At 40.1% G+C, this 9,733-nt stretch carries 10 protein-coding genes and 1 pseudogene; 4 read left to right on the top strand and 7 right to left on the bottom strand.

What is annotated here, in order from left to right; genetic code table 11:
* Positions 1-506 (bottom strand): annotated as a pseudogene (locus ACFE90_RS31590) (hypothetical protein); the annotation flags it as partial.
* Between the two features lie 86 nt (positions 507-592).
* Positions 593-1,492, bottom strand: a complete 900-nt coding sequence (locus ACFE90_RS31585) for an XDD3 family exosortase-dependent surface protein (protein ID WP_375506281.1) — start codon at positions 1,490-1,492, stop codon at positions 593-595.
* A 493-nt stretch (positions 1,493-1,985) separates the two neighbouring features.
* Between ACFE90_RS31585 and ACFE90_RS31580 the strand changes: the two genes are divergently transcribed.
* Positions 1,986-2,138 (top strand): hypothetical protein, encoded by a 153-nt coding sequence (locus ACFE90_RS31580; RefSeq protein WP_375506280.1) that lies wholly within the window; start codon positions 1,986-1,988, stop codon positions 2,136-2,138.
* A 65-nt stretch (positions 2,139-2,203) separates the two neighbouring features.
* Here ACFE90_RS31580 and ACFE90_RS31575 read toward each other — a convergent pair whose 3' ends face one another.
* From ACFE90_RS31575 to ACFE90_RS31555, 5 genes are all read right to left on the bottom strand, one after another.
* Positions 2,204-2,536 (bottom strand): hypothetical protein, encoded by a 333-nt coding sequence (locus ACFE90_RS31575; protein WP_375506279.1) that lies wholly within the window; start codon positions 2,534-2,536, stop codon positions 2,204-2,206.
* Positions 2,533-3,597 (bottom strand): right-handed parallel beta-helix repeat-containing protein, encoded by a 1,065-nt coding sequence (locus tag ACFE90_RS31570; protein ID WP_375506282.1) that lies wholly within the window; start codon positions 3,595-3,597, stop codon positions 2,533-2,535. The genes ACFE90_RS31575 and ACFE90_RS31570 overlap by 4 nt, the downstream gene beginning before the upstream one ends.
* Before the next feature lie 180 nt (positions 3,598-3,777).
* Positions 3,778-4,236 carry a hypothetical protein gene (locus tag ACFE90_RS31565; protein WP_375506278.1) on the bottom strand — a complete coding sequence of 153 codons (459 nt, stop codon included), beginning with the start codon at positions 4,234-4,236 and terminating at the stop codon, positions 3,778-3,780.
* Positions 4,237-4,484: 248 nt separating this feature from the next.
* Positions 4,485-5,264: a hypothetical protein gene (locus ACFE90_RS31560; protein ID WP_375506277.1), complete on the bottom strand. Its 780-nt coding sequence runs from the start codon at positions 5,262-5,264 to the stop codon at positions 4,485-4,487.
* Positions 5,265-5,505: 241 nt separating this feature from the next.
* Positions 5,506-6,129: a PEP-CTERM sorting domain-containing protein gene (locus ACFE90_RS31555; protein ID WP_375506276.1), complete on the bottom strand. Its 624-nt coding sequence runs from the start codon at positions 6,127-6,129 to the stop codon at positions 5,506-5,508.
* A 684-nt stretch (positions 6,130-6,813) separates the two neighbouring features.
* Between ACFE90_RS31555 and ACFE90_RS31550 the strand changes: the two genes are divergently transcribed.
* The 3 genes from ACFE90_RS31550 to ACFE90_RS31540 all read left to right on the top strand — a co-directional run.
* Positions 6,814-6,936: a hypothetical protein gene (locus ACFE90_RS31550; RefSeq protein WP_375506275.1), complete on the top strand. Its 123-nt coding sequence runs from the start codon at positions 6,814-6,816 to the stop codon at positions 6,934-6,936.
* 620 nt (positions 6,937-7,556) lie between these two features.
* Positions 7,557-8,495, top strand: a complete 939-nt coding sequence (locus ACFE90_RS31545) for a bestrophin family protein (protein WP_375506274.1) — start codon at positions 7,557-7,559, stop codon at positions 8,493-8,495.
* 318 nt (positions 8,496-8,813) lie between these two features.
* Positions 8,814-9,733: globin family protein (locus ACFE90_RS31540; protein WP_375506273.1), on the top strand; the 920-nt coding region annotated here is incomplete at its 3' end.

The raw sequence follows: 9,733 nt of genomic DNA, 5'->3' as shown, positions 1-9,733 counted from the left end.
GGTGGTGCTGTCCATTCCCACAGGCATGTCAACTTAATTCTCTCACACGCCTTTAACTGTCTGCGGCCACGCGCCTTTGGGGGGCGCGTCGCCTCAACTTGCAAAATCTCATTTAGCGTGTCAGAGATACATCTCACAAACTCATTTGATGAGTTTGTGAGATGTTCTTGAGCAGTTCGTAATGGTTCACAGAATCCTTGCTCTGACTGAGTTTGACCTGAAATAGATGCTTGATTTAAAGCATGTATTTCTTCACGGGCAGCATCTTTATCTGAAATCTCAGCATTTGGTTCTCGTTTTAGAGAATCTGGTTGTTGATTTTCAACATTGGCTTTCTCCCAAAATTCCTTCATTCGGCTGCCATGCAAATTTTTCACCATCCAGCTAGCCGTTTCTCGGCCGTCCTCTATGGACTTGTCGGGTTTGAAAATGAATAGCCCACTGTCTGAGAGAATTTTCTTTGCAGAGATAAAAGTACTGTAACCCATCCCAGTACAAAGGGGCATCTACCGAGAACCGTATGAGTCAGCCGTCCAGCATTCTTGCCACAATTGCGTAAATTATTAAGATTACGAACGCGTGGTATTTAACCTTAAGCTAATAAACTTTTGCGAGGCTGACGCTTCTTTTTCATCCAAAAGCCCAGTCCGAGAATGAATAAGCCTGCGCCAGCATCCGGTTCAGGAGTAGACTTGAAGTTACCTTTGAGTGCATCTCCATCATTACCGCACTCTAAGAAAATGTTGCTAACATAATCGCCACTGCCAATTAACGCTTTGTCAAATGCAAACCCAATAGTGTAGTCTCCTGTGGCAGAAAAATGTCCAAAATCGAGTCCTGCGGTACTCAACTCACTGTCACTAAGCATGGAGATATTGCCCACTTTCGTACCATTACCAATGGCGTTGAGAATCGGGGTGTTATCCCAAGTTGGATTTTGAGCAACTGTAGTCGGGTAGTAATAGTTGTAGACATCTTGTGCAGTCGCGAAGTCTGTGCCTTGGGTGTTATTCTGACCCCAACCCCAGTCATAATACCACTTCAAGTTACTGTAGCCACCATGCTCTTGAGTTATACTTTTGGCTGTCACTCCTTGATAAACTCCCGTTGACAAGCCACTGCCGTAGTCCGCAAACTTGACTGCAAATAACTGCCCGTTATTGCTAGCAGTCTGAAAGTCTTGTCCTGAAAAGTTAAAGAACAAGTCACTCCAACCAATGTGGACAGAGTGACCCTGATTCCAATAATCATTCGGGTCGGTTGTCCCACCCAAGGGCATACCGCCAGTGAGCGCAACATAAACTTTATCACCTGACTGCTTGACAGCCATACCTTTGATGTCAAAAACGGCTCCGCCAGAGCCATCGCTATTTGAGTCAATACCGTAGTCCCAACTGTTATAGAGTTGTCCGGCATTTGCTTTTTGTCCAGCTAGTAACATCATGCTGAGAGTTAAGGTTATTGTGTATAAAAAAGCTCTTTTAGTACGCATTGATTTTTCGCAAGTAAGAATGAGTTGTTACGCTAGTCAATAGCTTACTCAAGTTGTTATAAAGTTCTTAGCTTTTAGGGGTTGAGGCTGAATAAAAATTGAGTAAAATTTAACAGCTTGATTTTGTAAAGTTCCAGAAAATACGTAAGTAAAGGGGGACTAAGATTGATTATGTTGTAGCAATAACAAGAGGCTAAAGGTGTTAAAATTTTGACTACTAAAGCCAAAAGGTTACGTAAGCTAAAGGGAGCGATCGCTCTCATCTCTGCGTTGGCATTACCAATTCTGGTAGTGTGCTAAAAAAAACCAGCAAAGTATAACCATTGGGTTTGGGAATTGTCCGCTCTGTGCGACTGCCTGCTGGACATATCTGACAGCAGATTCTCTTTGTGTGATCGCTCGGAGTCAAACCATATATAACAAATCTGCCTTTGAGCGGGATACGCTTGTCCTACACACCACACTCCCAATTTATTAAAACCAGAGTAATGGTGTGCAGTCTGAAGAACTAAACCAAAGCCTGTTGAGCCATCAAAATAGATCACAACAGAATCCTTACAATCAAAATTCTCAAGTCTATTGGCGCGATCGCAAGTTGCAAAGTGCGGTTGCTGGAGTTATGCTGCAAAATCTTGATAAGGCATAACTATGAGTGACAAAAACCGACCTTTTTCTGGCGTTGCATAATTGAAGTATGAATTCAAGCGACGACTATGCAATGTCCAAGATGTGCATCAACTCATATTCGCAAGAATGGCAAAAAGCCTCACCCTCCGATGTATATACATCTCCCCCTGACATCGCGCTCGCAATCCTTTCCCGCCACGCCCACTCGAACCAAGCGATCGCAATTGGTGTCGGCTCACTCCCCAGGATTATCGCAGCAGCAACGAGTGCTTGGGTGTTGTTCATGGCACTGGCGAGATTCTTCAACGCCATACCCATCAGCCGGAGACATTCTTGGGCATTCTCTTTTGGCGGTTCTTGTGCCAGCGATCGCAGATCAATTGTCTTCTCCAAGGCTTGCTGGACTTTCTTGTTCAATGCTTTACTCGCTTGCTCATGGTGTTCCCCCACTGTTGCGTTCGCGTAGCGTCTCGTAGAGAGGGACGTTCCTCTACGGCGCGTTCCAAATCCTGAATACGCTGCCTAAGCTGTTGGTTCTCGGTCTCCAACTGCCGTAGTGATTCCATTTCGTCTAGGCGCTGCTGCAACTGGATGTTTTGCTCTTTTTGTTGCTTGAAGAGTTTTTGTAAAGACTCTACCTGCTCTTGTACTTGTTCTTCTGCTCTGGCTGTAGTCTCTGTTTGCAAACCAATCCTCAATTCCTGGGAAAGTCGCTCTAACTCCTGTTTATGACGTTCTTCGATAGCAGCGTAGGCGTAGCCCGTCGTAGACATCGCTTCGGTATATTCTGCGGGGTAAGTGCGCTCTCTGGGAAAGGGAACGCTTGGGGCATCCAAATCGGTGTTGTTGATCAACACCCTCTCGCTATCGCTGAAAGTAACAATCTGCTGCCAATGATTCGGTGCATCTGCCTCAATCACTCCTGATTCACCATAACGAGGATGTGACTGTTGTGAAGCAGTGACAGAATTACACAATTGCGTTTTAGGGTTTTCGCTTTTTGTGGCGCGTTTAACCGTTGGTGCGACTTGCTGCACTGCTTTGGCGAAGTCTGCGGCAGTGGGGAAGGGTTTTTCTTTGGCTGCGATTGTAAAAAGGCTAAAAGCTGACTCAAACAAATCATTGAATGGGCAGATTCCATCACCAGTGTTACCAGTAAAGCTACTATCACTAACTGTGAGGGTACTGTCACTAGCATCAATTTCAATGCCATTATTACCATTGTTAAGAATGCTTAAGCCAGAAATGTTCAGCTTGTTGCCATTACCATTAAAATCAATGCCGTCATCAGAATTGTTGATGAAAGACGAATTTCTAACCGTAACGGTACTATCGTTGCCGTTGATATCAACACCATCCTGTCCGTTGTTGCGGAAAAGGCTGTCTGTGACCGTTAGGTTAACACCACTACCGACACTAATGCTGTCCCTATCATCGGCGAAGGTCAAACCCGCGATCGCAACATTGGCATTGTTGATAAACAGATTATTGAAAGCTGAATCGCCACTGATCGCTTTATGTTTGAAAAGTTAAAGTGTCAGAATAAATGTGCAAGACCTGCCTAGTTTCTGTTTTAGGCAAAGTTTGTCTGAAGGTAAATTTGTGTTCGATTGCTACCAAAACGCCGTCTTATACCAAATTGTTAAAGTTTTTTTGGTCTAATCGTTTCTACCTTGTTTTATAACTCTTTCACCTTGAAGATTAACAACGGTATTGACATCGGTTTGAGTCCAACCAAACTTGTTCCCATTATCGTAGAGTACACCACTATAATTAGCAGTTGTCCCATCACTTCTTTTAAAAGTTGCAGTCATGCTGCAATCGCTATTTACTTTGTATGTGCCTTCGGTAGGCAGATTAGTTATCACATTTCCTGCAATACTCCTCACCAAAATAGTTCCTGCAACCTTTCCTTTACCATCAAAGGTGTCTAAAACATTTAAGGCATAAGTGCTGGTATTTAAATATCCGCCACCTTGTATTTCATATGCTCCAAATAATCTTTTATTTGAGCAACCGTTTTCAGCTTTTGCTTGTTGAGTATTCACAACGAGTGAAGTACAAAATACTGACAGAAATAACAACATAGAGGTTGTTACAAGTTTTAACGTTTTCATGTTCATGTTTGAAACCTTTGTAGTGATAATTTGTAGTGAAAATTAAAAATTGCTGTTAATTGCTAAAGGTATTGATTGCGGGACAGTTTGATTTAGTCCGGTTTTTCAGCCTCCGTTTCAAAGCAAAACTGAAATCAGCAAGTGCCAATGAAGTGATTGCTGAAGAAGTTTCAGGGACGGGTGTTACCTTAATGCTAGTTGTCTAAGAAAGTATATTTGTCGGTAGTTTTGTCAAACAAAAAGAGATTCTAATTAGTGCTACCAGGCGCTATAGCTTTCTTCGATTGGCGCTTTAATCGATAGACAGCTCCTATTATACCAAAGGTTAATGAACCTAGTATTCCTGATGGTTCGGGAACAGCTGCACTAGTCCGCACAAGACTTGGATTAGATCCTGGTTTGACAGTAACGATTGTAGCGGGTGGAAAAGTTCCTAAAGTATTGGTATCTTGATAACTAGATATGGGTTTGACGCTGATAGATGTAGGGATATCATTAGTAGTGTTATTTATCCGTCCGAAAGTGTCGCCCTGGCATTGAATTAATCCAGTAAGGTCTCCAGAAGGATATCGGCTAATGGATATTGCTTCATAAGGGATGCCACCTCCTTGAGTACTACAAATAACCCCAGAACCACTAAAAACATTAATGGGAGTTGGTACTCCGTTGCTCAGGGTATATGCATTATTAGTATTGATGTAACTAATACCACCAGGAGGGTCGGCAATACTCAGATCCACAGTGAATGGAGTATTTGCTGTAACTGCTCCACCAAAGTAGTTAGCAGTTACAGAGCTAGTTCCGTTGCCAGTCACTGAATTCAAAGAAAATTCGGGAGAACTCAAGTTGGTGATGTTTAAATTTCGCCCTTGGGTATCAGTGAATGTCCGCTTAATGCCGATAATATCTTCAGGAAGAGTAAAAGTGTTCTGCAAAACGAAAGCTTGTGCAGGGGCTGCAAAAGTTGTTACAGTTGCACCAGCACTAACTAGTAGTGAACTAATGAGAATTATCGGCTTGAACCTCATAAATTTGATGCTGGTAATTGGATTTTTAGGTCTAACTATTGACAGTTTTGTACTTAACGATAAATTTTTCCGCCGACTTACTTATCCCAAATGAAACATCCCTCTAAAACGCTCATTAATAGGTAAGTGTAAGGGACGAAAAGTGATGAAAGCTTGGTTTTACCGGGCAAAATTTTGATTTGTCCGATATCATTTTTGCTGGAGTTTAGACTAGACTAGTATTGATTGCGGAACAGTTTGATTAAGTCTTGTTTTTCAGCCTCCGTTTCAAAGCAAAACCGAAAGCAGCAAGTGCCAATGAAGTGATTGCTGAAGAAGGTTCAGGGACGGGTGTTGCCTTAATGCTAGTTGTGTCACCTAAGAAAGTATATTTGTCAGTAGTTTTGTCAAACAAAAAGAGGTTGTAATTAGTGCTACCAGGTGCAACAGGTATACCACTGGTATCAACGTCATTGCCGATGAAGTAGTACGGATTCTGACTAGGTGTCTCTGTGCTGACATTTAATACTGGAAGATTATTAGTTAGAGAACTATCGTAATCTAAACGCAAATACTTATCATTTGAGATGCCGTTACTAACCACACTACCACTTTGAAGAAGTGTATTGTTAGAGTCAAAAATTGATAAGGACGTAGATTGTAAAAATTGAGTTGTAAATGGAACCGATGGAAAATTTGGATTAGTTTCTGAGAAAGAAGGCGGAGTACCACTTTTGGTTGTAAACGAACCTATGGCTGAATATCCATTGCTAAATTTCGTGTTGAATGCGAAATCAGCAGCTTGAGCAGATGAGACTGCACACATAAAAGGAATAGATGAACAAGTTGTCATCGCAAGCAATACAGAGAATTTTTGAAGTTTCATGGATAAGACTTTGAGTTATTGAATGAATCAACGCGATTTCGCTAAAATCTCTAAAATGTCTATTCTTTTTTCAAATTCAGGAGTCATAATTTAGGATTTCTGAAAATAGGGAACATCCTAAAAAGTGCTTAAAGAATTTGCCAGTTAGAATTCAGGAGCCAGAATGCAATTAGTAGGGGATTCAGACCTAACATCTAGAAGCACGACCAAATTGATGATTTGATGGAGGTCTTAAAGCCGTTTCTTTACCTGCTAGTTGCACAAAATTAATTCTGAGTTCTGAATTAGAAAATTACAACATTTTAATAGAGCGGTCAAGGATTTATACAAAATATCCTACTTTTCTTACTTTTCCTACTTTTCCTACTTAAGTTAAAAAACTTTAAAATAATGTTGCACAAATAATAGTAAATGCCTTAATTTTATTAGGTATACTTAAAAGTTAGAATTGCGATGTTTATAAAGCATTAGACTTTACGGACTTGTCCTCATAACATAATTTTTAACAGGGTTTTGATTTTCATTAATTAAATTGCCTGACAGTAGTTTTGATTAGCTAAGGAGCATGTTAATTGCTGTAAAGTGTTACTTTGTTCGGTGTGCTTGCGATCGCTATCAGTACGGTTCCTGGTGCTTTAAGTCGCTATTATCTGACTGAATTTTGCAAAATAACCATAGATTGCTTTGTTTTACACCTTAAATGAGGAAAAGTTTAAAACCCTTTCACCAGAAATTCGGTTAGCGATCGCCACTGGTTTTTGCGGTGCATATCACTCTTTTGTCACTTTGGGAGAAGCCCATCGCTGAAAGCCTTTCAGAGCTTTAGTTTTCCAGTTTTGGCTACAAACTTTAGTTACTGTTAGATAATATTGGCTTAAAGCTCGACTAAATCAAAGTTTCAGAATCTTGCTTCGATTCTTATTTTTCGAGAGTGGCAAAAGAGGGATATACCACTTTTTATAATTACGGATTAGAGACTTTTACCCAAATAGATAAAGACAATACAACAATAGCTCTAATCTATTGGGGTTCTTCAGTTCATTTTATGGAACAGAATAATAAATAAAATCTAAAGATAGGCTAGATTTTTTGCTTTGACTGGGTTTTAAGTTTTTAAGCCTTTCTATAAAACTGCGATTTTAATGCTCTACCATAAAACCAACGCAAGAACCTCTATTGGTTAGGAAGTATGCTATTTGGGACACTTGCTGTGCAATTGGGTGTAATTTTAGGCAAGCTTAATTCTAAATCCAATGAGTTTAAGGAAACTAACGCCTAGTAGTGTTTTCCATTATTTATGAAGGTGACGAATACCAGACTTATTTAGGAAGTCGGTTATCTAAACTTATCTATTTTTACTATTCTTAAAAAAATAAAATACTCATATAACTCTAACAAATAAAAACAGGTAAAGCAGACGATATAACATGGTGAGACTCATAAGAAAATCGACATGGTTAGATTTAGCAATTGATTTAAGAAGTTCTGTTATTCATGCCATTTGGCGACGAGTACTAGCTACTATGATATTTGCCTTGATAATTGCGATCGCCCATCACAAGGGATTTGCTGTCAACCAACCTACTCTAGCTGGTTTAATCCCCGGAGTCGTCCTTGGACTTTTATTGGTTTTTAGAACTAATACAGCTTATGAAAGATTTTGGGAAGGTTGTAAAATCTGGTATAACTTGCTCAGTGCCAGTCGGATTCTATGCCGAAATATTTGGGTAATTGTGCCAGTAGAGAATCCTGAAGACTTGAGAATAAAAATATCTAGCATTAGATTGGTTGGGCTATTAATAATTGCTATTAAATCATATTTAAAAAATCAAGTTATTGATTATAACACTGTTCAAAAAATAATTACACAAGAGCAGTATTTGCAATTAAAAGAAGTTAATAACATACCGATAAGAGTTATTAATTTCCTTGCCGAATATTTCGGACAACTTTTTGACGAAAGAAGCGATAACACTAACATAATTTGTAATAGATCGTTTATTGAGTTAAATCGCTCTTTAGACCAAATAACAATGCTATTTGGGGACTGTCAACGAATTTTAGATACACCGCTACCTAAACCTTATTCAATTCATTTAAAACATTTATTATTATTATTATATTGTTTCGCTTTACCTTTTCAATTTGTACAGCCCCTAGATTGGTTCACTATCCCAACTGTAGGAATCATTAGCTTTGCACTTTTAGGAATAGAAGATATTGGGGTGGAAATTGAAAATCCTTTTGGTTACGATATCAATGACTTACCTTTAGACAGGTTTTCCCAAGAGCTACAAGCTGAAATTGAGACAGAATGGATTAATTTTGAACCAGATTTGAGCGCCATGACAAGTGATATTTTTTGAAATTAGACAAATTTTTATTAACTCAAAACATGGCGTTTATGATTGTTATCCCACCAAAAAGCAATTTAGCAAAGTTGTTATCCTTTTGTTTAACTACGAGAACTAGAGCCAACATCTTGGAGGTAAAATTGCTCAGAATCACTTGTGAACTAATGGAGAAGCCATCAAATATCGCCTACTGGACTCAAGCAAGAGGTCATGGGTTTGGATTTGGATTACAGCAGTCAGGAGTGGAAGCCATTGGGAGATGGGGATTACGAATGCTACAGAATTTTTGGCTAAGGTGTCAGAAGAACTAAAGAGCCTAAATCTATAGTTATGTCTCTTAATATTGAACTGTTAGAGCAAAGTTTTGAGCGGATTAAACCTTGTGCAGATGAGTTCGTTGCTAGCTTCTACGAAAACTTATTTGCTGCCTATCCAGAGGTGAAACCTTTGTTTGCCAATACTGAGATGGAAAAGCAGCAGAAAAAGTTATTGAACGCGCTGGTGTTAGTCGTTGAAAATCTTCGCAATCCCAGTGCTTTAAGCCCTCTTCTTAACTCACTAGGAGCCAGACATGTTGGCTATGGGTCGCTTCCTAAGCAATATCCTGCCATAGGAAAAGCCCTGCTACTCACATTTGAGCAATATCTTCACGACGATTGGACACCAGAACTCAAAAAAGCGTGGGCAGATGCTTACAGCACGATCAGCGCACAGATGTTGCAGGGTGCAGTCAAAAAAGCTTCGCCACAGGTGACTCAAGGGCAGAAGACAGAAACCTCCGAACAAGCAACAGCTGCGGAGGAATCGACAAACTCAAAAACTGAATTTAAGCAGCGATTTCAGGAGTTTCAGGCAAAAGTCTCAAATCAACAGTGGAAAACTTTGCCAAGGCGAGTTTTGCAGCGATTAATCGGGGTGTTTTGGGCTGCACCCGTTTGGTTAGTAGCTGCGAGCGCAGTGATTATCTGGTCAGGAATTTTTGTGATTGCCGAAGAAAACTCCTTGCTTGCAAAAGTTTTAGAAGGAGCTGATACGATGAGTTTGATTCTGGCATTGGTGTTATTTATTAAGGAAACTCCCGCTCGCCGTAAACAATTTCATTATCAAGCCTGGGGCACAATCGATGCCGCGCATGGGGTAAAAGTCAGCTACGCCAGAATTCTGGCACTTGAAGATTTGAACGAAGACGGTGTTTCTCTTAGAGGATGTCTGAAAAGTAAGAAAGCTCACGTAACGGTATGCTGTCAGTA

The organism is uncultured Nostoc sp. (genome assembly GCF_964245445.1).
GTDB lineage: Bacteria > Cyanobacteriota > Cyanobacteriia > Cyanobacteriales > Nostocaceae > Nostoc.
This window is presented reverse-complemented; position numbering and strand designations above follow the sequence as displayed.

Bases quoted from the DNA above. Each gene is read 5' to 3' on its own strand.
- ACFE90_RS31560 (WP_375506277.1), bottom strand. From the start codon at position 5,264: ATGAGGTTCAAGCCGATAATTCTCATTAGTTCACTACTAGTTAGTGCT.
- ACFE90_RS31545 (WP_375506274.1), top strand. From the start codon at position 7,557: ATGGTGAGACTCATAAGAAAATCGACATGGTTAGATTTAGCAATTGAT.
- ACFE90_RS31565 (WP_375506278.1), bottom strand. From the start codon at position 4,236: ATGAAAACGTTAAAACTTGTAACAACCTCTATGTTGTTATTTCTGTCA.
- ACFE90_RS31555 (WP_375506276.1), bottom strand. From the start codon at position 6,129: ATGAAACTTCAAAAATTCTCTGTATTGCTTGCGATGACAACTTGTTCA.
- ACFE90_RS31585 (WP_375506281.1), bottom strand. From the start codon at position 1,492: ATGCGTACTAAAAGAGCTTTTTTATACACAATAACCTTAACTCTCAGC.